The sequence below is a fragment of the Stenotrophomonas sp. PFBMAA-4 genome (assembly GCF_030053215.1).
In the GTDB taxonomy this organism is placed as follows: domain Bacteria; phylum Pseudomonadota; class Gammaproteobacteria; order Xanthomonadales; family Xanthomonadaceae; genus Stenotrophomonas.
The window spans coordinates 69,582-89,583 of record NZ_JASGBW010000021.1 but is presented as its reverse complement, the minus strand read 5'-3'; the positions used below and the strand labels follow the sequence as shown (position 1 = coordinate 89,583).

21 protein-coding genes and 1 pseudogene are annotated in these 20,002 nt (G+C 68.8%); 8 read left to right on the top strand and 14 right to left on the bottom strand.

Translation table 11 applies throughout. The features are described from left to right. Positions 1-244: 244 nt before the first annotated feature. The 6 genes from QMZ26_RS14115 to QMZ26_RS14090 are packed head-to-tail and all read left to right on the top strand — an operon-like array spanning position 245 to position 4,462. Positions 245-862, top strand: a complete 618-nt coding sequence (locus QMZ26_RS14115; protein ID WP_079220675.1) for a LemA family protein — start codon at positions 245-247, stop codon at positions 860-862. 3 nt (positions 863-865) lie between these two features. Beyond that, entirely contained in the window at positions 866-1,756 is an 891-nt protein-coding gene (locus tag QMZ26_RS14110) for a TPM domain-containing protein (protein WP_283221831.1), read from the top strand. Beyond that, entirely contained in the window at positions 1,756-2,250 is a 495-nt protein-coding gene (locus QMZ26_RS14105; RefSeq protein WP_283221830.1) for a TPM domain-containing protein, read from the top strand. Before QMZ26_RS14110 ends, QMZ26_RS14105 begins: the two co-directional genes overlap by 1 nt. 36 nt (positions 2,251-2,286) lie before the next feature. Beyond that, on the top strand, positions 2,287-3,174 hold the full coding sequence (lgt, locus tag QMZ26_RS14100; RefSeq protein WP_283221829.1) for a prolipoprotein diacylglyceryl transferase: 888 nt from the start codon (positions 2,287-2,289) through the stop codon (positions 3,172-3,174). After that, positions 3,171-3,965, top strand: a complete 795-nt coding sequence (locus tag QMZ26_RS14095; RefSeq protein ID WP_108758819.1) for a thymidylate synthase — start codon at positions 3,171-3,173, stop codon at positions 3,963-3,965. Before lgt ends, QMZ26_RS14095 begins: the two co-directional genes overlap by 4 nt. Before the next feature lie 5 nt (positions 3,966-3,970). Further along, complete coding sequence (locus tag QMZ26_RS14090; protein WP_200734021.1) at positions 3,971-4,462, top strand: dihydrofolate reductase; 492 nt, start codon at positions 3,971-3,973, stop codon at positions 4,460-4,462. A gap of 105 nt (positions 4,463-4,567) precedes the next feature. Here the strand turns inward: QMZ26_RS14090 and QMZ26_RS14085 are convergent, their stop codons facing one another. From QMZ26_RS14085 to QMZ26_RS14045, 9 genes and pseudogenes are all read right to left on the bottom strand, one after another. Next, complete coding sequence (locus tag QMZ26_RS14085; protein ID WP_283221828.1) at positions 4,568-5,569, bottom strand: symmetrical bis(5'-nucleosyl)-tetraphosphatase; 1,002 nt, start codon at positions 5,567-5,569, stop codon at positions 4,568-4,570. Between the two features lie 15 nt (positions 5,570-5,584). Further along, complete coding sequence (gene apaG / locus QMZ26_RS14080) at positions 5,585-5,968, bottom strand: Co2+/Mg2+ efflux protein ApaG (RefSeq protein WP_079220685.1); 384 nt, start codon at positions 5,966-5,968, stop codon at positions 5,585-5,587. Positions 5,969-5,981: 13 nt separating this feature from the next. Next, on the bottom strand, positions 5,982-6,785 hold the full coding sequence (gene rsmA, locus QMZ26_RS14075; RefSeq protein WP_283221827.1) for a 16S rRNA (adenine(1518)-N(6)/adenine(1519)-N(6))-dimethyltransferase RsmA: 804 nt from the start codon (positions 6,783-6,785) through the stop codon (positions 5,982-5,984). Further along, positions 6,782-7,762, bottom strand: coding sequence for a 4-hydroxythreonine-4-phosphate dehydrogenase PdxA (gene pdxA / locus QMZ26_RS14070; RefSeq protein ID WP_283221826.1), 981 nt, complete (start codon positions 7,760-7,762; stop codon positions 6,782-6,784). Before pdxA ends, rsmA begins: the two co-directional genes overlap by 4 nt. An 18-nt stretch (positions 7,763-7,780) precedes the next feature. Continuing rightward, positions 7,781-9,109 (bottom strand): annotated as a pseudogene (locus QMZ26_RS14065) (peptidylprolyl isomerase); the annotation flags it as partial. Beyond that, entirely contained in the window at positions 9,106-11,586 is a 2,481-nt protein-coding gene (lptD, locus tag QMZ26_RS14060; protein WP_283221824.1) for an LPS-assembly protein LptD, read from the bottom strand. The gene lptD and the pseudogene QMZ26_RS14065, both read right to left, overlap by 4 nt. Positions 11,587-11,675: 89 nt before the next feature. Next, positions 11,676-12,614, bottom strand: coding sequence for a histone deacetylase family protein (locus QMZ26_RS14055; RefSeq protein ID WP_108758825.1), 939 nt, complete (start codon positions 12,612-12,614; stop codon positions 11,676-11,678). A 6-nt stretch (positions 12,615-12,620) separates the two neighbouring features. Further along, positions 12,621-13,175 carry a cob(I)yrinic acid a,c-diamide adenosyltransferase gene (locus tag QMZ26_RS14050; RefSeq protein ID WP_108758826.1) on the bottom strand — a complete coding sequence of 185 codons (555 nt, stop codon included), beginning with the start codon at positions 13,173-13,175 and terminating at the stop codon, positions 12,621-12,623. An 8-nt stretch (positions 13,176-13,183) separates the two neighbouring features. Continuing rightward, positions 13,184-13,768 (bottom strand): hypothetical protein, encoded by a 585-nt coding sequence (locus QMZ26_RS14045; RefSeq protein WP_079220692.1) that lies wholly within the window; start codon positions 13,766-13,768, stop codon positions 13,184-13,186. 89 nt (positions 13,769-13,857) lie between these two features. On the opposite strand from QMZ26_RS14045, the gene ubiH reads away from it, so the two are divergent. Continuing rightward, positions 13,858-15,066 (top strand): 2-octaprenyl-6-methoxyphenyl hydroxylase, encoded by a 1,209-nt coding sequence (gene ubiH, locus QMZ26_RS14040; RefSeq protein ID WP_283221823.1) that lies wholly within the window; start codon positions 13,858-13,860, stop codon positions 15,064-15,066. Further along, positions 15,063-16,244, top strand: a complete 1,182-nt coding sequence (locus QMZ26_RS14035; RefSeq protein WP_079220694.1) for a UbiH/UbiF family hydroxylase — start codon at positions 15,063-15,065, stop codon at positions 16,242-16,244. Before ubiH ends, QMZ26_RS14035 begins: the two co-directional genes overlap by 4 nt. A 163-nt stretch (positions 16,245-16,407) precedes the next feature. Here QMZ26_RS14035 and QMZ26_RS14030 read toward each other — a convergent pair whose 3' ends face one another. From QMZ26_RS14030 to QMZ26_RS14010, 5 genes are all read right to left on the bottom strand, one after another. Beyond that, positions 16,408-16,800, bottom strand: coding sequence for an EF-hand domain-containing protein (locus QMZ26_RS14030; protein ID WP_283221822.1), 393 nt, complete (start codon positions 16,798-16,800; stop codon positions 16,408-16,410). A 49-nt stretch (positions 16,801-16,849) separates the two neighbouring features. Beyond that, positions 16,850-17,917: a 23S rRNA (cytidine(2498)-2'-O)-methyltransferase RlmM gene (rlmM, locus tag QMZ26_RS14025; RefSeq protein WP_079220696.1), complete on the bottom strand. Its 1,068-nt coding sequence runs from the start codon at positions 17,915-17,917 to the stop codon at positions 16,850-16,852. Next, the gene (locus QMZ26_RS14020) at positions 17,901-18,461 is read right to left on the bottom strand and encodes a nucleoside deaminase (RefSeq protein ID WP_079220697.1); all 561 of its coding nucleotides are present in this window, start codon (positions 18,459-18,461) and stop codon (positions 17,901-17,903) included. The genes rlmM and QMZ26_RS14020 overlap by 17 nt, the downstream gene beginning before the upstream one ends. 93 nt (positions 18,462-18,554) lie before the next feature. Next, on the bottom strand, positions 18,555-19,280 hold the full coding sequence (locus QMZ26_RS14015) for a DUF6348 family protein (protein ID WP_283221821.1): 726 nt from the start codon (positions 19,278-19,280) through the stop codon (positions 18,555-18,557). Between the two features lie 50 nt (positions 19,281-19,330). Next, complete coding sequence (locus QMZ26_RS14010; protein ID WP_200734032.1) at positions 19,331-19,978, bottom strand: hypothetical protein; 648 nt, start codon at positions 19,976-19,978, stop codon at positions 19,331-19,333. Positions 19,979-20,002: the final 24 nt, after the last annotated feature.

Sequence of the window (20,002 nt, the reverse complement as noted above, 5' to 3'; positions counted from 1 at the left end):
GGTCCCGCCTGCGCTCCACGAAGCGCAGGCAGCCTGAACACCCCTTGAGAGTGTCCAGAAATGGTTGACCACCACAGGTTCACGGCGTCCCCCAGCCAACCCACCCTCCCGGCCAAACCCGCATAACCAGCACACCCACACCCACACCCACCGCGGAGGGGGCACCGCCCGATGGCCGACCTCCACGCTGGCGTTAACGCGAACCATGGCATGCTCGGCAGCCAGTCCACCCGGAACTCCCGCCATGCGCCTGTTCACCCGCGTCCTGCCCCTGCTGCTGCTGGCCTCACTGCTCTCCGGCTGCGGCTACAATGCCATCCAGCAGAAGGATGAAGCGGTCAAGGCCAGCTGGTCCGAAGTGCTCAACCAGTACAAGCGCCGCGCCGACCTGGTGCCCAACCTGGTGCAGACCGTCAAAGGTTTCGCCAGCCAGGAAGAGCGCGTGCTGACCGAAGTCACCAACGCCCGCTCGCGCGTCGGCCAGATCAACGTCAACGCCGATGACGAAGCCTCGCTCAAGCAGTTCCAGCAGGCGCAGGGCGAACTGGGCAGCGCGCTGTCGCGCCTGCTGGTGGTCACCGAGAACTACCCGGTGCTGAAGTCCGATGCCAACTTCCGCGACCTGCAGGCCCAGCTGGAAGGCACCGAGAACCGCATCACCGTCGCCCGTGGCCGGTACATCCAGCAGGTGCAGGACTACAACACCTACATCCGCTCGTTCCCGCAGCTGGTCACCGCGAAGATCTTCGGCTACCAGCCCAAGCCCAACTTCAGCGTCGACAACGAAGCGCAGATCTCCAACGCGCCGGCGGTCGATTTCGGCAACGCGCCGCAGCAGCCGGCACCGCAGCCGGCGCACTGAGTCATGCGCCTGGCCACCGCGCTGCTGCTGGCGCTCCTGCTGTGGCTGCCGCTGGCGTCGCAGGCGCAGCAGCTGGCGCCGATTCCCGCGCTGGATTCGCCGGTGGTCGACACCACCGGCACCCTCGATGCCACGCAGAAGCAGGCGCTGGTGCAGCAGGCGCTGGCGCTGCAGCAGCGCAAGGGCAGCCAGCTGCAGGTGCTGGTGGTGCCCAGCACGCAGCCGGAGGACATCGCCCAGTACACCACCCGCGTCTTCGACCAGTGGCAGATCGGCCGCAAGGGCGTGGATGACGGTGTGCTGCTGGTGGTGGCCAAGGACGATCGCCGCGTTCGCATCGAACCGGGCTACGGCCTGGAAGGCGCCATTCCCGATGCCATCGCCAACCGGGTCATCCAGGAATACCTGGTGCCGCGCTTCCGCAGCGGCGATTACGCTGGCGGCATCACCGACGCCACGGCCGTGCTGGTCAAGCTGGTCGACGGCGAGCCGCTGCCGGCGCCGGTCAGCGGCCATCGTGGCCGCGAGCCGGGTGGTGGCGGCGATACCTGGATCCTGGCGCTGTTCATCGGCGTGTTCGCCGGCAGCATCCTGCGTGGGGTGTTCTCACGGGTGCCACGCCCGCTGCGCGGCCTGCTGGGCGGCGGTGGTGCGGCGCTGGCCGCTTTCATCTTCACCTCCACCGTGCTGGCCAGCGGCCTGGCCGGCATTGTCGGCCTGGTGGTGGCGATGCTGTCCGGCCATCCCGGGCGTTTTGCCGGGGGTGGCGGCTGGGGCGGCGGCAGCTGGGGTGGGGGCGGTGGATTCGGCGGCGGTGGCGGTTTTGGCGGTGGCGGCGGCTGGGGCGGCGGTGGTGGCCGCTCCGGTGGCGGCGGCGCCTCGGGGGGCTGGTGATGATCCGGCGCCTGTGCCGCCATCTCCTGGCACCCTCGGTGCGGCGTGCGTTCCCGCCGGCCACCCTGCAGGCCATCACCGAGGCCATCGCCACCGGCGAGGCACGCCATGGCGGCCAGGTGATGTTCGCGGTGGAGGCGGACCTGCCGCTGCACGCGCTGTGGCGGGGCGTGACCCCGCGGCAGGCGGCCGAGCAGGCCTTCGCCCAGCTGCGCACCTGGGATACCCACCACAACAACGGCGTGCTGATCTACCTGCTGCTGGCCGACCACGCCATCGAGATCGTGGCCGACCGCGGCCTGCACGGCCGGGTCAGCCCGGCGCAGTGGCAGCGGATCTGCACCCATCTGCGCGAGGGCCTGCGCGGGTCCAACCCGGTCGAGGCGCTGCGCAGCGCCATCGACGAGGTCTCCGCGCTGGTGGAGGGGCACTTTCCGGCCGCCACGCGGTCCGATGATGGCGGCCTGCCCGACACCCCGCAGATCCTGGGTTGAGCCGTAAAATACCCGTACTCCCGCAAGGCAGCTTCCATGATCTATTTCCACGACATCGACCCCATCGCCCTTTCGCTGGGGCCGATCAAGGTGCACTGGTACGGCATCATGTACCTGCTGGGCTTCACTGCAGCCTGGCTGCTGGGCCGCAAGCGCATCGCCGAAGGCCGCCTGCCGGGCGTCGATGCCAACGGGTTCTCCGACCTGCTGTTCTACGCGATGCTCGGCGTGGTCCTGGGCGGGCGCATCGGCTACATGCTGTTCTATGCGCTGGGCGATTTCCTGCACAACCCGCTGCTGCTGTTCAAGGTGTGGGACGGCGGCATGAGCTTCCACGGCGGCCTGCTGGGCGTCATCGCGGCCTGCTGGTGGTGGTCGCGCAAGCACGCGCTGCACTTCTTCGACACCATGGATTTCATGGCCCCGCTGGTGCCGCTGGGCCTGGGCTTCGGCCGCATCGGCAACTTCATCGGCGCCGAGCTGTGGGGCAAGTACACCGATGGCAGCTGGGGCGTGGTCTTCCCGTCCGGCCTGCCGGCACCGCTGAACCAGCTCGACACTGCCACCCTGCAGGCGCAGTTCGCCAGCGGCGCACTGAACCCGTACGCCCGCCATCCGTCGCAGCTGTATGAAGCGTTCCTGGAAGGCCTGGTGATGTTCGTGGTGCTGTGGGTGGTATCGGCCAAGCCGCGCCACCGCTACCTGATCGGTGGCCTGTTCGCGCTGCTGTACGGCATCTTCCGCTTCGCGGTGGAGTTCGTGCGCATGCCGGACAACGGCATCTACATGGCCTTCGGCTGGCTGACCAAGGGCCAGATCCTGTGCGTGCCGCTCATCGCCTTCGGCCTGGTGCTGCTGGCGTTGTCGCGCCGCGCGCCGGTGCTGCAGCCGCAGCCGCTGGTGGCCGCGGAGGGCAAGGCATGAAGGCCTACCTGGACCTGCTCTCGCATGTGCTTGAGCACGGTGCGGAGAAGAGTGACCGCACCGGTACCGGTACCCGCAGCGTGTTCGGCTGGCAGATGCGCTTCGACCTCAACGAAGGCTTCCCGCTGGTCACCACCAAGAAGCTGCACCTGCGCTCGATCATCCACGAGCTGCTGTGGTTCCTGAAGGGCGATACCAATATCGGCTACCTGAAGGACAACCAGGTGCGCATCTGGGACGAGTGGGCCGACGAGAACGGCGACCTCGGCCCGGTCTACGGTAAGCAGTGGCGCAGCTGGGCCACCGCCGATGGCCGCGAGATCGACCAGATGCAGTGGCTGGTGGACGAGATCAAGCGCAACCCCGATTCGCGGCGGCTGGTGGTCAGCGCCTGGAACGTGGGCGAGCTTTCGCAGATGGCGCTGATGCCGTGCCACAACCTGTTCCAGTTCTACGTGGTGGATGGCAAGCTCAGCTGCCAGCTGTACCAGCGCAGCGGTGACATCTTCCTGGGCGTGCCGTTCAACATCGCCAGCTACGCGCTGCTGACCCACATGGTGGCGCAGGCCACCGGCCTGGGCGTGGGCGACTTCGTGCACACCCTGGGCGATGCGCACCTGTATTCGAACCACTACGAGCAGGCGCGCGAGCAGTTGTCGCGTGAACCGCGCGCGCTGCCGAAGCTGTGGCTGAACCCGGAGGTGACCGATCTGTTCGGCTTCCAGTTCGACGACATCCGCATCGATGGTTACGACCCGCACCCGGCCATCAAGGCCCCGGTGGCGGTGTGAGTGCAATGAAACTCTCGATGATCGTGGCACTGGACCGCAATCGTGGCATCGGCCAGGGCAACGCCATGCCCTGGCACCTGCCGGACGACTTCAAGCACTTCAAGGCGCTCACCCTGGGCAAACCGATCCTGATGGGGCGCAGGACCGCCGAGTCGATCGGCCGGGTGCTGCCGGGGCGGACCAACCTGGTACTGACCCGCAGCGGCCAGGTGCCGTTCGAGGGCATGCGCGCGGTGGCCTCGCTGGATGAAGCAAGGGCCATTGCGGAGGGCGAGGGTGCCAGCGAGCTGTGCATCATCGGTGGCGGCGAGATCTTCCGCCAGCTGCTGGACCAGGCCAGCGATCTGTACCTCACCTGGGTGGATGCCGAGGTGCCCGCCGACACCCATTTCCCCGAGGTGGATCCGGGCATCTGGCAGGAAACCAGCAGTGAGCCGCATCCGGCTGATGCGCGCCACGCCTACGCGTTCCGGTTCGTGCACTACGTGCGTCGCTGACCCTGGGTAGAGTCGACCGTTGGTCGACTGCTCCTCCATCAAATCGCGGAAAACCCCGCGCGGCGCGCGCGAGTCGACTGACAGTCGACTCTACCCGTACAGGCCTCAGCCCTGCGGCGGCGCGCTGTTGCCGTTGCCACCACCACCACCGCCACGACGACGGCGACGACGCGGGCCACGGCTGGCAGCCGGTGCTGCGGCCGCTTCCTTGTCCTTGTCCTGCGCAGCCGCGGCCGGCCGCTCATGCGCCGGTCGTGCCGGCGGGCGTGCATTGGCCACCGGTGCCGGCACATCACGGCCGGGCACCTGCACCACGCGCAGTTCATCGGTATCGAGCTGGATGGCGGTGAGCTTGCCGCCCCACACCGCACCGGTGTCGATGGCGTGCACGCCCTGGGTGATGGTCAGGCCCAGCGCCGACCAGTGGCCACAGACCACCTTCAGGTCGCGCTCGACCCGGCCCGGCACTTCGAACCAGGGGTACAGGCCCTGTTCCTGGGTGCCCGGCGTGCCCTTGTCCTCGATGCCGATGCGCCCGCGCGGGGTGCAGTAGCGCATGCGGGTGAGCACGTTGATGATCGCGCGCGAGCGGTCGTAGCCGGACAGGTTCGGTGCCCAGCTCGGCTTGTCGCCATACATGTTGCGGAACAGCTTGCGGTAGCCGGCGCCATGCAGCTGCACTTCCACCTCGGCGGCGTGCTTCTCTGCCATCTGCGTGGTCCACTTCGGCGCCAGGCCGGCATGCACCATCATCCAGCCCAGCTCGCGGTCCACGTGCACCAGCTTCTGCAGGCGCAGCCAGTCCAGCAGTTCGTCGCGGTCCTCGGCCTGCACGATGCGCAGCAGGTCCGGGTTGACCTTGCGCTGCTCTTCTTCGGTGCGTGCACCGACAGCCAGCAGCGAAAGATCATGGTTGCCCAGCACCACCACGCTGTGCTCGCGCAGCGAATGCACCAGGCGCAGGGTTTCCAGCGACTGCCCGCCGCGGTTGACCAGGTCGCCACAGAACCACAGGGTGTCCTGCGCCGGGTCGAAGCGGATCTTTTCCAGCAGTCGCTGGGTAACGTCGTAGCAGCCCTGCAGGTCGCCGATCGCCCATACACTCATCGTCCGGCCTCCGTGTCAGTGCAGGGTACGCGGCACGGCCAGCACGAAAGGTGCGACCGGCGCGGCGAATTCGGTGCCGTCATCGGCAACCATGTCGTAGTGACCCTGCATGGTCCCGTGGTCGGTCCCGAGCATGACACCGGAGGTGTAACGGAAGTCTTCACCCGGGCGCAGGCGCGGCTGTTCGCCGATCACCCCATCGCCATCGACATGCTCGACGCGACCGTTGGCATCGGTGATGCGCCAGTGGCGGGCGACCAGGCGTGCGGCAACGCGCCCCTGGTTGTGGATGCGGATCGTGTAGGCGAACGCATACCGGCCGTCTTCCGGCGCGGATTGATCATCGAGGAAACGCGGAGCAACCTCGACAGTAATGGCGTAAACGTCAGCGTCTTCCATACCGGCAGTGTAATCAGGTGGCATTGGCCAAAGCGATGAATTCAGCCACATCCAGCTGTTCGGCACGGGCATCGGGGCGCACGCCGGCGGCCACGAACTGCTCGGCCGTCACGACGTTGTTGAGCGCATTGCGCAGGGTCTTGCGGCGTTGACCGAAGGCGGCCTTGACCACCTCGGCAAAGCGCTTGTGGTCGGCGATGGTGACGCTGGCCGGATCGCGCGGCACCAGACGCACCACGGCCGAATCGACCTTCGGCGGCGGCCGGAACGCGCCCGGCGGCACCACGAACAGCGAGGTGACCTGGCAGTAGGCCTGCAGCATCACGCTGAGGCGGCCATAGACCTTGCTGCCCGGGCCGGCGGCCATGCGGTCCACCACTTCCTTCTGCAGCATGAAGTGCATGTCGCGGACGACCGCGGCGTGCTCCAGCGCGTGGAACAGGATGGGCGAGGAGATGTTGTAGGGCAGGTTGCCGACCAGGCGGATCGGCTCGCCGGCGGCCAGCGCGGTGAAATCCACGCGCAGCACGTCGCCCTGGACGATGGTCAGATCGCCCAGCGGTTCGGCGGCGGCGGTCAGCGGCGCGATCAGGTCGCGGTCGAACTCGATCACCGTCAGCTTCGGATGAACACGCAGCAGGGGCAGGGTGATCGCGCCCTGGCCGGGGCCGATCTCGACCAGGCGGTCACCGTCCTTGGGATTGACCGCCATCACGATCTTGTCGATGTAGTGGCGGTCGGCCAGGAAATGCTGGCCAAGCTGCTTCTTGGCCGGGGCGGTGAACACCGGGCCGGAGGGGGAATGCGGGGAATTCATGCGCTCAGTGTACGTTGCCGGGCCAGCCGCGCACACAGCGCCGTTGCGGCCTGCAGGCTGGAGGGGTCGGCGATGCCACGCCCGGCCAGCTCCAGCGCCGTGCCGTGGTCGACGGCCACGCGCGGGTAGGGCAGGCCCAGGGTCAGGTTCACGGCCTGTTCGAAGCCGGAATACTTCAGCACCGGCAGGCCCTGGTCGTGGTACATGGCCAGCACGGTGTCGAAACCGGCCAGCTTGGCCGGCAGGAAGGCGGTATCGGCCGGCAGCGGCCCGACCAGGTCCATGCCCTCCGCGCGCAGGCGCTGCAGCAGGGGAATGACCAGGTCCAGTTCCTCGCGGCCGAGGTGGCCGTCTTCGCCGGCATGCGGGTTCAGGCCGAGCACGGCGATGCGGGGCGCGGGCAGGCCGAACTCGCGGCGCAGCGCGGCATGCACGGTGCGCAGGGTGTGTTCCAGGCTGGGCGTGGTGATGGCATCGGCCACCTCGCGCAACGGCAGGTGGGTGGTGGCCAGGGCCACGCGTACGATGTCGTTGGCCAGCATCATCACCACCTTCACCCCGGCCTGGTCGGCCAGCAGTTCGGTGGTGCCGCTGTAGGCAATACCGCCCTGGTTGATGACCGCCTTGTGCACCGGGCCGGTGACCACGCCATGCAGCTCGCCGGAGAGGCAGGCCTGGCCGGCGGCCAGCAACGCGCCGATCACCGCACCCGCATTGGCGGGGTGGGTCTGGCCGAAATGGCTGGGGGTGGCATTGGCCAGCGGACGCAGGCGCAGATCGCCCGGCAGGCGGGCCTCGGCATCCTCGGGCAGCAGCTGCAGGGGCAGCTTCAGCGCGGCCGCAGCTGCGCGCAGGGTGTCCGGGTCGGCGAAGGCCAGCAGCCGGCAATCATCACGCGGCTGCTGGACAAGGCGGACGCACAGCTCCGGGCCGATCCCCGCCGGCTCGCCCGGTACCAGAGCGAGCTCGGGGCGCATCGGTCAGGGCTGCTGCGGCGTGGCGGTGTTTTCCGCGCGGTCGCCACTGCGGAAGCTGACGTAGGCTTCGCCACGCAGTTCCTGCAGGAAACGGTTGTACTCGTCTTCCAGCTTGCGGCGGCCGATGGTCTCGCGGACCTGGGCACGCTGGTTGTCGCTGGTCACGTCGGTCTGGCGCGTGGCAACGCGCTGCACGATATGCCAGCCGGCATCGGTACGGAACGGCTGGCTGACGCCGCCATCCTGGATGCCCTCGACCTGCTGGCCGAACGCCGGACCGAAGGCATCGGCCGGGAACCAGCCCAGATCGCCGCCCTGACCCTTGCTGTTGGCGTCTTCCGAGGATTCCTTGGCAACGGCCTGGAAATCGGCACCACCGGCAATGCGGGCACGCAGGGTATCGATCTTGGCCTTGGCGGCCGCGTCGGTCTGGTTGTCGTCCACGCGCACCAGGATGTGGCGGCCGTGGTACTCGGTCACGGTGTGGTTGCCGGCGGCGGCGTTGGCATCACGCACTTCCACCACCTTCAGCAGCTGGAAGCCGCTCGGGCCGCGGATCGGGCCGACCACGTCGCCGGGCTTCATCTGCTCCATCATCTGGGCGAATGCAGCCGGGATTTCATCCAGGGTACGCCAGCCCAGGTCGCCGCCTTCCAGCGCGTTGGGGCTGTCGGAATAGCGCACGGCGGCAGCGTTGAAGTCCAGCTCGCCCTTGTCCAGCAGCGCCTTCACGCCGTCGGCCTTCTTCTGGCCGGTGGCGATCTGCTCGGCAGTGGCGCCGTCGGGCAGGGCCACCAGGATGTGTGCCAGGTGGTACTGGTTGCCGGCGGTGGCCTGCTGCTTCAGGGCAGCATCGACCTCGCCCTCGCTGACGCTGATGCGGCTCTGCGCAAAGCTCTGGCGCAGGCGCTGCACGGTGATCTCGTCACGCACCGAAGAGCGGAAATCGGCGAAATCAATGCCGTCGCTGGCCAGGCGCTGACGCAGGGCGTCCAGGTTGGAACCGTTCTGCTGGGCGATCGAGTTCATCGCCTGGTTCAGTTCCTGGTCGCTGATGCGGATGCCGCTGCCCTGGGCGCGGGCGACCTGCAGCTTGACCAGCACCAGGCGCTCGAGGACCTGGCGGCTGAGCACGTCATCGGGCGGCAGCTGGTTCTCGCGGCCGGCGTACTGGGCCTTGATGTTGATGATCGCGCGCTGCAGTTCACTCTGCAGGACCACGTCCTCATCGACGATGGCTGCAATGCGGTCCAGCGGCTGAGCCTCCTGGGCGATGACCTGGAGGGGGGCGGACACGCTGGACACGGCCAGCAGCGAAGCGAGTAGGACGGGGAAGCTCTTGGTCATGGGATCTGGTTTGGATCGTAGTCGTCCCGGGTCGCCCCGGTGTTGCTGGGCGGCACGAGATAGAGGTCGTCGCGGTTGTAGCCGAGGATAGCACGGCGCAGAGTGCGGTCCGTGTCCTGGCCCAGCGAGCTCAGGCCCTTGAGCACGAACTCGAGCTGGATGGAATTGTTCAGTTCACCTTCGCGGTTGCGCACGTAGCGGCGGGCCACGGCGCGGACCGCCAGGCAGCAGCTGTCCCACTGCACGCCACCGATGATTTCCAGCGGCTTGCTGTCCTGGATGGAGTAGTAATAGCGGCCCACCAGGCTCCAGCGCTCGTTCAGCGGGTACAGGAACGACAGGTCGGCCTGTTCCAGCAGGGTGCGCTGTTCCTTGGTGGCGTTGGCCGCCGCACCGGCGTTGATGCGGTAGCGGTAGCTCAGGTTGACCACGCCGTCGTTCGGCATCAGGTAGCGGGCACGGACGCTGGCCAGATCCTCGCGCTTGTACTTGGGGTCCCACTGATAGGTGGCGCCCAGGGTCCAGCGGTCGTTGATCATGTAGTTCGAATCGGCGATCCAGGCCGACTTGCCCTTTTCCACCGGGGCGCCGCCCGGGGTCACGGTCACCCGCGACTCGTCGAAGTACTGGATCTGGCCGATCGAGGCCGAGAAGCGTTCCCTGCCAGTGGTCTGGTCGATGAAGCGGGTGCTCAGCGCCACGGTCAGCTGGTTGGCGTCGTTCTGGCGGTCGGCGCCGGTATAGCGCGAGTCGCGGAACAGCTGGCCCCAGCTGAAGGTGAAGTCACGGGTATCGAAGATCGGCAGGTCGTCCTGGTTGCGGTAGGGCGTGCGCAGGTAGAACAGGCGCGGCTCCAGGGTCTGCAGGAAGGACTTGCCGCCGATCGTGGTGTCACGGTCGAAGAACAGGCCGGCGTCGAGGCTGGCGATCGGCAGGGCGCGGGTCGGCGAGGTGTTGCCGCGCAGCTGATCGGCGGTCAGCGTGCTCGTATCGACGTTCTGCGAGGCCAGCACGTTGCTGCGGATGCTGTCGGCCAGGCCGCGGTCAAGCTGGTAGGCGGTGTAGCGGTAGGCCAGCGTCGGGGTGACGTACCAGGCCGCGCCGCTGATCGGGAACGACACGTACGGCTTGAGGTCCAGGCGCGAACCGCCGTACACCCGCTGGGTCAGGCCGTTGCGGGTGTACTGCAGGTCTTCACCGGCGTCGGCGTCGTACTTGAAGTTGATGTCGTCGTGGGTGAAGCGCACGGCTTCGGAATAGATGCCGGTTTCCAGCCACGGCAGCAGCGACTTGTCCCAGTTGAAGTACAGCCGCGGCTGGCGGTTGTAGGCCAGCGCGCTCTCGTTGAGGGTGTAATCGGTCAGCTGCCAGCGGTCGGCCATGATGCCGGCGGTCCAGTCCTTGCCGGTGCCGTACAGGCCGATGGTGCTCTGCAGGTTGGACGCGGTCACGCCGACCAGGCGGTTGGCGAAGTCCTCGACATAGCGCTCGTCACTGACCCAGGCCAGGTTGGCGCGTGCCTGCCAGTGGCTGTCCACGTTGTGGTAACCGTTGAACATCACCCGGCCGCGGTCGCGGTCGCGCAGCTCGTCGTTGGGCATGTAGGCGGTCAGCAGCTCGCCGCGGCCGCCGTTGTAGAGGTAGCGGAACTCGTTGTCGAGCATCAGGCCGCGCCGGCTCATGTAGCGCGGCGTCAGCGTGTCGTCGTAGTTCGGCGCCAGGTTCAGGTAGATCGGCTGGGCGTAGTCGAAGCCGTTGCGGCCGGACATGCCCAGCTGCGGGAACAGCAGGCCGGTCTTGCGGCGGTCGTCGATCGGGAACTTGAAGTACGGCGCCCACAGCACCGGCACCTTGCCGATGCGCAGCACGGCATTGCGCGCGGTGCCGAAGCCTTCGTCGTTGTCCACTTCGATTTCCGGCGCCGACAGCTTCCACACCGGCTGCGAGGGATCGCAGGTGGTGTAGGTCGAACGGTGCATCTGGCCGACGGCGCCCTGCAGGTCGACCGATTCGGCATCGCCGTTGCCACGGCGCGACACCAGCTGGTACTGGATGTCGGTGATCTTGTGGGTGTCGCTTTCCTGGTTGCCTTCGGCACGCTTGGCGATCATGCGGATCGACGCGTCCTGGTAGCGGACATTGCCGTCGGCGATGTAGTTGCCGCTCTCGGTGTCGAAGCTGAGCTTGTCGGTACCGACGAACTGGTCGCCACGGCGCAGCGCCACGTTGCCCTGGTACTGCGGCACGGTGGTGGTGCCCAGCAGCTGGTCACCCTCGATGTCGGTGGGCTGCTGCTCGCGCTCGGCGCTGGCGGCGGCCTTGTCCTGCCCGGGCACCGGGGTGGGGGCATCGGTGAAGGCGGGAATGACCTCGGTTGCCGGGCACAGGCCCCAGTTGAGCGGCTTGTCATCGGCCATCGCGGGAAGGCAGACGGCGATGCTCAGGGGCAGGGGAAGCAGGCGGAGGGCTCGGCGCACGCGGTTCGGATTCGGGCGAAAACGGACGGTAGATTGCCCCATCCGCTGCATAGGGGCAATGAAGGCGCCCCCCTGCTGGCGGTTCGGGTTCATCCAGCCCGTGGTCCGGCGGCCCCGTCCAGCAGGGCCTGGACATGGGCCACGGTGCATTCGGACAGGGCCTGCAGGTCGTAGCCGCCCTCGAGCATGGATACCACCCGGCCGGCTGCATGGCGGCGGGCCAGCGCATGCAGTTCGGCGGTGACCCAGGCGAAATCGTCGGTTTCCAGCATCAGGTCGGCCTGCGGGTCGCGCAGGTGGGCGTCGAAGCCGGCCGAGACCAGCAGCAGCTGCGGGCGGAAGTCGTCGATGGCCGGCAGCATCTCGTCGGCCCAGACATTGCGGAAGCGGAACCCGCCACTGCCCGGGGGCAGCAGGATGTTCATCAGGTTGCCGGCGCCACGGTCGCGGCGCAGGCCCGAATTGGGGAACAGCCCGGCCTGGTGGGTGCTGTAGTACGACACCCGGGCGTCGTGCTGGAAGATGTCCTGGGTGCCGTTGCCGTGGTGGACGTCGAAGTCCACCACCGCGATGCGTTCCAGCCCGTGCCGGTCGCGGGCGTAGGCGGCGGCCACGGCGATGTTGTTGAGCAGGCAGAAGCCCATCGCCGTACTGCTGGTGGCGTGGTGGCCGGGCGGGCGCACCGCGCAGAAGGCCAAGGGGTCATCGCCCAGCATCACCGCATCGACCGCGGCCACGCCGGCACCGGCGGCATGCACGGCGGCACTGGCCGAGCCGGGCGAGGTCCAGGTGTCCATGTCCAGCTGGCGCAGCGGCGTGGTCTGCGGCTGCAGCACGAAGTCGAGCAGGGCGCTGTCGTGTACCCGGCTCAGTTCACCGAACTTGGCGGGCGGTGCCTGCCGCCATTCCAGCTGGCCGGGGAAGGCCTGGTGCAGGGCATCGAGTACCACCTGCAGCCGCTGCGGGCATTCGGGATGGCCGGGGCCGGGATCGTGCAGCAGGCAGGAGGGGTGGGTATAGACCAGCATCGGGGATCAGCGCTGCCGGTGCTGCGGCTGCCACAGGGCCTCGCCGTGGCCGTCGGCGCGGGCCAGCACCCGCGACAGCACGAACAGCAGGTCCGACAGCCGGTTGAGGTATTGCAGCGCCTCGCTGCGCACGCTTTCCACCCGCGCCAGGGCGACGGTCTCACGCTCGGCACGGCGCACGATGGTGCGTGCCAGGTGGCAGCGCGCGGCCGCTTCGCCGCCGGCCGGCAGGATGAATTCCTTCAGCATCGGCAGGTCGGCGTTGTAGTGGTCCAGCTGCTGTTCCAGCGCCGAGATGTCGGCGGCGTGGATGGCGGCGTGGCCGGGCACGCAGAGTTCGGCGCCCAGGTCGAACAACTGGTGCTGCAGATGGACCACCAGCGCGCGCACGTCGTCGGGGAGCGCGGCGGCCAGCAGCAGGCCAAGGGCGGCATTGGCTTCGTCCACCGTGCCGTACGAGGCCACGCGCAGGTCGTCCTTGCCGACCCGGCTGCCATCGCCGAGGCCGGTGCTGCCATCATCGCCGGTGCGGGTATAGATGCGCGAAAGACGGTGGCCCATGCGATCGCTCAGTGGTGGATGTCGCGGCGGGCCTGCTGCAGCTTCAGCACCTGCTCCACGGCCAGTTGCAGGGCGGCGGCCAGCGCCACGTAGAGGGCGGTGGTGCGCAGGTAGGGGCCGAACCACTGTGCGTAGTTCTGCGCCCAGCCGGCCACGGTCGGCTCGGCCACGTTGCGGGTGGTCCAGTAGAAGCCACCCTGCGCCAGCAGGTGGCACAGCGCCACCGAGGCCACCAGCAGCAGCACGCCCTTGCCCAGCGTCGACCAGTGCGCGCCGTGGTAGTTGCGGCCCAGCAGCAGGCCACCGGCCCACAGCGAGAAGTACGCCGGCAGCAGCAGCCAGTAACCGGGCGACACGCAGTAGTGCTGCCAGAAATCCAGCCCGCTGCTGCGGATCACGATCCAGTCCACCAGTACGGCAAAGACCATCAGCAGCGGGAACGCCCAGCGCGTCCAGCGCGCCAGGTAGAAACCACCGATGAAGAACACCGCCCACGACGCATCGGGGATGGCCGCGAAGTGGTTGACCCGGGTCGCCGCCAGCAACAGCACAAGCACGGAAAGGACGAAGGCGCGGTTGGCGGTGTCGGACATGGCAGCGGGCCCGGAGCGGATTCAGCTTTCATTCTAGCCCGCCGCGCGGGTCGGCGCAGGGTTCGGCAGCGAGCGCGTATCATTGGCTCATGAGTGAACGACATGACGTGCTGATCGTCGGTGGCGGTCTGGTGGGAGCCAGCCTGGCCATCGCCCTGGACCGGCTGGGCCTGGACGTGGGCCTGCTCGAGGCCAGCCCGGCCGGCGAACTGCCGGCGGTGTTCGACCAGCGCAACCTCAGCTTCGCCGCCGCCACCGTCAACGCGCTGACCGCGCTGGGGGTGATGCAGAAGCTGGCGATGGCGCCCGGCCCGATCCGGCGCATCCATGTCAGCCGGGCCGGTGATTTCGGCCACGTGCAGCTCGATGCGGCCGATTACGACCGGCCCTGGTTCGGCCAGGTGGTGGTGGCGCGCGATTTCGGCCAGGCGCTGGAAGCGCGCCTGCAGGAACTGCCGCGCCTGCACCGTTACCGCCCGATGCGCTTCCTTGGCCTGGGCGAGGTGGTCGACGGCCATCGCCAGGTGCGCGTGGCCGACGAGAGCGGCGAGCGCGTCCTGCAGGCACGGCTGGTGGTCGGCGCCGATGGCACCGCCAGTGGCGTGCGCGGCGCGCTGGGCATCGAGGTCGACCGCCATGACTTCCAGCAGACCCTGTTCGTCGCACGCGTGCGCAGCCAACGCGCGCCCGATGGCAGTGCCTGGGAGCGCTTCACCGACACCGGGCCGACGGCCCTGCTGCCGCGCGGCGACCGCCACTTCGGCTGCGTGCACGGCGTGGGCCGTGACCAGGCCGAGGCGGTGATGGCGCTGGACGATGCCGCCTGGCTGCAGCGCCTGCAGAACGCGCTCGGCTGGCGTGCCGGCCGCCTGCTTGAATCAGGCCCGCGCAGTGCCTACCCGCTCATCCAGGTACTGGCGCGCGCGCTGGCCGGACAGCGCACCGTGCTGCTGGGCAATGCGGCGCAGACCATCCATCCGCTGGGGGCGCAGGGCTTCAACCTGGGCCTGCGTGATGCGCTGACCCTGGCCGAGCTGCTGGAAGACGGCGCCGCCGATGCCGGCAGCGATGCCCTGCTGCAGGCCTACGTGGCCCGCCGCGAGGAGGACCGCCGGCAGACGGTGGCGTTCTCCGGTGGCCTGGCGCGGCTGACCAGCAACCCGGCGCCGCTGCTGCGGCCGCTGCGCAGCCTGGGCCTGGTGGCGGCCCAGCGTGCCTCGGTGCAGTCGATGCTGGTCGGCGGTGCGATGGGCTTCCGCGGTGATGTACCGCGCCTGTGCCGTGGGGAGGCCGCATGAGCCGCCGCATGCGCCTGGACGTGGCCATCGTCGGCGGTGGCGTGGTCGGTGCCGCCTGTGCGCTGGCGCTGGCCGATGCCGGCCTGTCGGTCGCCCTGGTCGAAGGCCGCGAGCCGCCGCCGTGGCAGGCCGCGCAGCCGGACCTGCGCGTGTTCGCCTTCGCGGCCGACAACGTACAGCTGCTGCAGCGCCTCGGCGTGTGGCCATCGATCGCCCAGGCCCGTGCCTGGCCGTACCGGCGCATGCAGGTGTGGGATGCGGCCGGTGGCGAGGACCTGCTGTTCGATGCCGATCGCTTCGGCCGTCGCGAGCTGGGCTACATCGTCGAGAACGGACTGCTGCAGGACCGCCTGTGGGCGGCGCTGCCGGCAGCCGGCGTGCAGCTGCACTGCCCGGCGCGGGTGGAAGCGCTGGAGCAGGACGACGAGGGCGTGCGCCTGCGCCTGGACGATGGCCGTCGCCTGGATGCCGCACTGGCCGTGGCTGCCGATGGCGCCGAATCGACCCTGCGCCAGCTGGCCGGGATCGAGGTCGAGCGCCACGACTACCACCAGCGTGGCGTGGTGGCCTATGTGGACAGCGAGCTGCCGAACCAGGCCACGGCCTGGCAGCGCTTCCTGCCGGGCGGGCCGCTGGCCCTGCTGCCGGTGGCCGAGCGCCGCAGCTCGATTGTCTGGACCCTGCCCGAGGACGAGGCTGCACGCGTGCTGGCGCTGGACGAAGCGGCCTTCAACCGTGAACTGACCCGCGCCTTCGCCGCGCGCCTGGGTGAGCTGCGCCTGGCCTCGCCGCGTGCAGCGTTCCCGCTGCGACGTCAGCTGGCCCGCCACTACGTGGCCGGCCGCGTGCTGGCGCTGGGCGATGCTGCCCACGTGGTGCATCCGCTGGCCGGGCAGGGCGTGAACCTGGGGCTGCGCGACGTCGCCGCCCTTCAGCAGTGGCTGGCGCCGTCGGCCGAGCGCCGTGGCCAGCCGCGCCTGTCGCCGCAGCGCCTGCAGCGCTGGGCACGCGAGCGTCGCAGTGACAATCACATCGCCGCCTACAGCTTCGATGCGATCAACCGCCTGTTCTCCAACGACGAAATGCACCTGACCCTGGCCCGCGGCCGCGCGCTGGGCTGCGTCGGCAAGTGGCCGCCGCTGGTGCAGGCATTCTGGAAGCGCGCCGCCGGCGTGTAAGCGGGTAGCGCCGGGCCATGCCCGGCGAGCGCGCCGCGCGGTTCACAGATGCCGCCGGGCGTGGCCCGGCGCTACCCCTGTAGATCCACGCCATGCGTGGATGGACATTTGGAATCAAGTCAGTAGATCCACGCCATGCGTGGATGAACATCGCGAAGGCGGATCAGTCGATCAGCCAGCCGGCCAGGTCGGTGCGGTCCAGCTTGCCGCGGTGTTTCACGTCCAGCGAATTGAATTCATCGGTCAGCGCGGGGTTGGCCTGCGCTTCTTCGCGGCTGATGAAGCCATCGCCGTCCACGTCCAATGCGGCGAAGTGGATGCGGTACTGGCCGACCACGCTGGCCGGGCTGACCGAGCGCACGGTCACCGGCGTTTCGCCCAGCGGCACGGCGATGTCGACGCTGCCGGTGACGCGGCCACTGGCCAGCGACTGCTGGCGTACCACGCCGCTGTCGTCGCGCAGCGGCGCACTCTGTGCCGGCGGAGGCAGGGCCACCTGCGCCGATGCAACGGCCGGCAGCAGGGCCATCAGGAGTGGAATCAGTCGAAAGTGCATGCGGGCGTGTTCCTGGTAGCGCCGGGCCAGGCCCGGCGGACGTCGTGTCTCAGCGCAGCGGCGAGGCCAGTACGGTGATCTCTTCGCGGTCGTGGTAGAGCTGCTTGGCACGCACCACCAGCGGCTTGCCGGCCTGCTCCTGGAACAGGTCCAGGCACAGGCGGGTTTCGTCCCAGCGCTTCTTCATCGGCAGCTTCAGGTTGAAGATCGCGTGCCTGCACCAGCCTTCACGGAACCAGGTGGCCATGCGTTCGGCCACGCGCCGCGGCTGCTCGACCATGTCGCAGACCATCCAGTCCAACGGCTGGTCCGGGTGCCAGTGGAAACCATCGGCACGCAGGTGCTCGACCAGGCCGGTGTCCAGCACGTGCTGGCGCAGCGGGCCGTTGTCGATGCTCAGCACATGCATGTGCTGGCGGGTCAGCACCCAGGTCCAGCCACCCGGTGCGGCACCGAGGTCGGCGGCACGCATGCCGGGCTTTGCCAGTGCCTCGCGTTCTTCCGGGGTCAGCAGGGTCAGCAGCGCTTCGTCCAGCTTCAGCGCCGAGCGCGAGGGCGCTTCGGGCAGCAGCTTCAGGCGCGGAATGCCCAGCGCCCACGGTGCGCTGTCGGCCGGGTCGGCCACGCAGACGAAGGCATGGGTACCGTCGACGAACACCACGTGCAGGCGCGGCAGGCGCGCATTGGGCTTGTCGGTCAGCTTGCCGGCCTTGCGCAGCGCCGGGCGCAGCGCATTGCCGAAGGCGCGGGCCAGCCCCGAAAGCGGCTTGCCGGCATCCGAATCGGGGTGCTCCACCCACAGGTCGCCGAAGCGCGGCGCATCGGCCAGCACCTCCAGCATCGGGGTGATGCGGTCAGCCGGATCCAGCTGCGGCAGTTCGGCCAGCACTACCAGCTTCTGCCGGGCGAAGATCAGTTCGCGCCAGCGCAGGCGCGGTGCCAGCGCAGCGGCTTCGTCGCACATGAACAGCACGTAGCCATCATTGCGCTGGGTGCGCGAATAGCCCGCGAAACCGGCTTCACCGGCGCGGAACTGCAGTTCGCCGGCCAGTTCGGGCTCGAAGCCCTGGCGGCACAGGCACAGCAGGCCGATGCCGGCCTCAGTAACGGGCGCCATCACTCTCTCCATAGGCGCGCAGCACGCTGCGGGCGTCATCACGGTTCAGGCCCTGCACGACTTCAATGCCGCGCTTGTTGAGCTCACCCACCCAGTCGGCGGGCAGCGGGCCTTCATCAAATGGGGTCAGTGCTTCCACATCGGCCGAACTGGCGCCGATCAGCAGGCGGTCGATGCCGGCCCACACGGTGGCGCCGTAGCACTGGCAGCACGGCTGCGAGCTGGTGGCCAGGGTGATCGGCGACAGCACGGCGTTCAGGCGCGGGGTCTGCAGGCGCTGCTGGGCCAGCATGTAGGCCATGTTCTCGGCATGCGCCAGCGAGGTCGCATGCGGCATCACCCGGTTCACGCCGGCGGCGATCACCTTGTCTTCCGGCCCGAACACCACCGCGCCGAACGGGCCACCACTGGCGTGTTCGATGTTCAGCCGCGACAGCTCGATGGCCAGCGCGACCTTGGCCTCATCGCCGGGATAGCGACGATCCAGGTCGATCTGGTCGTGGATCCAGGCGGGAAGGGTCAGGTGGACTTGCGCGTACAGCATCGCGGGGGTGCCTCGTGTGGAAGGGAAGAGGTGCAGCGGGTTCGGTAGCCGGCGCGCAGTGTAGCGGCAGCCGGGTGCACCGCGGGTGTCTGCTCAGTCGTCCAGGTCGGTGCGGACCACCACGTACTGCTTGCGGAACTCCAGCCCGGCCTGCGGCCAGCGTGCAGCGTAGGCGCGCAGCAGCGGCAGGGCGGCGGGGAAGTCATGGCCGTTCACCCGGCAATCGGCCTCGCACTGGCCGTCCGCATCGCGCGAGGCGAACAGGCGGATGCCGAGGAACTGGCGGGTCTTCAGCAGGTCGTTGAAGACGTCCACGCTCTGGGTGAACAGGCAGCAGGGGCACGAGCCATGGTCGTCCTCGCTGCAGGCAGCGGCGTCGTTGGCCGGTTCGCTGCGGTAGTGCGCCAGCGGGCCCAGCACCACCGCGCGCGCCAGCGGCGTTCCGGTTTCCTCGGCGCCGTAGCGCAGGGTCAGCATCTGCAGTTCCGGCGCGTCGTCGGCGCCGATGGCGGCCTGCAGGGTGGCCAGGTCCACCCGCACCCAGTTCTCGAAGCCGGACAGCGTGGCTTCCTCCTGGCTGTCGCCGGCGGCGTGCTGGTACTCGAACAGGCCATCGGCGAACAGCTCCGGATGGCGCGCCTCGATCACCGAGGAGATCTGCCAGCCGCCGTTGTCGCGCGGATCGGCACCTATCGCGTGCGGGCTCAGGCGCAGGCCGCTGTCCAGCACCAGTTCGTGGCCATCGACGGTACAGGCGATGTCACGGCCCAGCAGGACCTGGTGCAGCAGCGGCAGGAGGGGAGACGCGGTCGTGGTCATCGGGGCACCTGGTTTGCAGGGTGGGGCGCAGCCGCCGGGCAGGGCTGGCGTTACAGGGCGTCGAGTTCGGCGCGATACCGCCGTGCGTCGGATTGCTGCTGCGGATCGTTGCCATGGTCGCGCAGCCAGGTTTCCAGCTCGCGGCGATAGTCCGCGCGGAAATCGGCATTGCCCGGGCTGAAATGCAGCTTGCGTGCCGCCACGTCCACGCGCTCGCGCGCACGTGCGCGGGCCTGGGCGATGCCGTGCGGTGATTCGTTGGTGAGGATGACGAAGTTGCGCGGGAAACCCGGCGTGTACTTCACCACGAACGGCTGGTCGCGCGCCGGGATGCGGATGGTGTTTTCCAGCGGCCACAGCGAGGCGGTGTTGGTATGGAACACCACCTCCACATCGCGGCCCTCGGCGGTGTGCAGCACCGCTTCATAGCGCCAGATGTACTGCTCGTTGAGCGTGGAGCTGGTTTCCTCGGCCTGGACGATCACCGCTTCACCACGCTCGCCCACCGCATTGAGGAAGGTGGCGTTGAGGAAGCTGCCGAGGAAGACATTGAGCATCGCCAGCGGGAACACCACGATGGCGTAGCCGAATGAGCGCCGCCACCACGAGACCAGTACGGCCAGCACCATCGCTGCGAAGAACGTCAGCAGCGGATGCTGCGAGATGAACCAGAGCAGGGCGGAGAGGGCGGTGATCATGTCCGGCAGTGTGCGGGCGCCTTC

Coding starts and splice junctions, on each gene's coding strand:
- QMZ26_RS14010 (WP_200734032.1), bottom strand. CDS start 19,978: ATGATCACCGCCCTCTCCGCCCTGCTCTGGTTCATCTCGCAGCATCCG.
- QMZ26_RS14090 (WP_200734021.1), top strand. CDS start 3,971: ATGAAACTCTCGATGATCGTGGCACTGGACCGCAATCGTGGCATCGGC.
- lgt (WP_283221829.1), top strand. CDS start 2,287: ATGATCTATTTCCACGACATCGACCCCATCGCCCTTTCGCTGGGGCCG.
- QMZ26_RS14020 (WP_079220697.1), bottom strand. CDS start 18,461: ATGCTGTACGCGCAAGTCCACCTGACCCTTCCCGCCTGGATCCACGAC.
- ubiH (WP_283221823.1), top strand. CDS start 13,858: ATGAGTGAACGACATGACGTGCTGATCGTCGGTGGCGGTCTGGTGGGA.
- QMZ26_RS14030 (WP_283221822.1), bottom strand. CDS start 16,800: ATGCACTTTCGACTGATTCCACTCCTGATGGCCCTGCTGCCGGCCGTT.
- QMZ26_RS14045 (WP_079220692.1), bottom strand. CDS start 13,768: ATGTCCGACACCGCCAACCGCGCCTTCGTCCTTTCCGTGCTTGTGCTG.
- QMZ26_RS14035 (WP_079220694.1), top strand. CDS start 15,063: ATGAGCCGCCGCATGCGCCTGGACGTGGCCATCGTCGGCGGTGGCGTG.
- QMZ26_RS14015 (WP_283221821.1), bottom strand. CDS start 19,280: ATGACCACGACCGCGTCTCCCCTCCTGCCGCTGCTGCACCAGGTCCTG.
- rsmA (WP_283221827.1), bottom strand. CDS start 6,785: ATGAATTCCCCGCATTCCCCCTCCGGCCCGGTGTTCACCGCCCCGGCC.
- rlmM (WP_079220696.1), bottom strand. CDS start 17,917: ATGGCGCCCGTTACTGAGGCCGGCATCGGCCTGCTGTGCCTGTGCCGC.
- QMZ26_RS14105 (WP_283221830.1), top strand. CDS start 1,756: ATGATCCGGCGCCTGTGCCGCCATCTCCTGGCACCCTCGGTGCGGCGT.
- apaG (WP_079220685.1), bottom strand. CDS start 5,968: ATGGAAGACGCTGACGTTTACGCCATTACTGTCGAGGTTGCTCCGCGT.
- QMZ26_RS14115 (WP_079220675.1), top strand. CDS start 245: ATGCGCCTGTTCACCCGCGTCCTGCCCCTGCTGCTGCTGGCCTCACTG.
- QMZ26_RS14085 (WP_283221828.1), bottom strand. CDS start 5,569: ATGAGTGTATGGGCGATCGGCGACCTGCAGGGCTGCTACGACGTTACC.
- QMZ26_RS14055 (WP_108758825.1), bottom strand. CDS start 12,614: ATGCTGGTCTATACCCACCCCTCCTGCCTGCTGCACGATCCCGGCCCC.
- QMZ26_RS14110 (WP_283221831.1), top strand. CDS start 866: ATGCGCCTGGCCACCGCGCTGCTGCTGGCGCTCCTGCTGTGGCTGCCG.
- QMZ26_RS14095 (WP_108758819.1), top strand. CDS start 3,171: ATGAAGGCCTACCTGGACCTGCTCTCGCATGTGCTTGAGCACGGTGCG.
- pdxA (WP_283221826.1), bottom strand. CDS start 7,762: ATGCGCCCCGAGCTCGCTCTGGTACCGGGCGAGCCGGCGGGGATCGGC.
- QMZ26_RS14050 (WP_108758826.1), bottom strand. CDS start 13,175: ATGGGCCACCGTCTTTCGCGCATCTATACCCGCACCGGCGATGATGGC.